Genomic DNA, 457 nt, shown 5'->3' with positions numbered 1-457 from the left:
ATCACGTGCTCATCCAGTAGCGCCTGGCAGGAAGGCGGCAACGGAGGCGGTGTCTTCTTCTCAGGCTTTGTTGTTCCCGGTTTTGGAGGTTCAAACCAGCTTTGCAGTTCTGCCCCGCAACCATCGCCTGGTGGCGGTAAAGGTTGATCCTCACACTCCAGACTATCGGCAGGACAACGTAATCGTACATGCATATGCGCGCGATGCTGGAACCAGGGTCGCACTTTGCGCAACCAGTCGCGATCGGTGCCCGCATCAAGGCAAAGTTGTTGTTTAATCGCCGGATTAACAAAAATGCGCGTGACGTCTTTGTCCTGGGCGGCGAGTTTGATCAAGCTGAAAATTTCTGGCTTCCACAGCGCGGGGACAACGTGTTTACCGTCGCGGGAAACTAAATCTAACGCTTGCGGGCGCAAGAGCTGCGCGGAGGTCCAGCGTGTTTTCGGCAGTTGCAGGA

General features: G+C 55.6%; 1 protein-coding gene. It reads right to left on the bottom strand.

Going from position 1 to position 457, the window contains the following annotated elements; translation table 11 throughout:
• On the bottom strand, positions 1 to 457 hold a 457-nt coding region (locus C1I95_RS34425), incomplete at both ends, for a penicillin-insensitive murein endopeptidase (protein ID WP_199524056.1).

The organism is Micromonospora craterilacus (assembly GCF_003236315.1).
Taxonomy (GTDB): Bacteria; Actinomycetota; Actinomycetes; order Mycobacteriales; family Micromonosporaceae; genus Micromonospora; species Micromonospora craterilacus.
The sequence above is the reverse complement of the archived record's forward strand: the minus strand, read 5'-3'. Positions and strand labels throughout refer to the sequence as shown.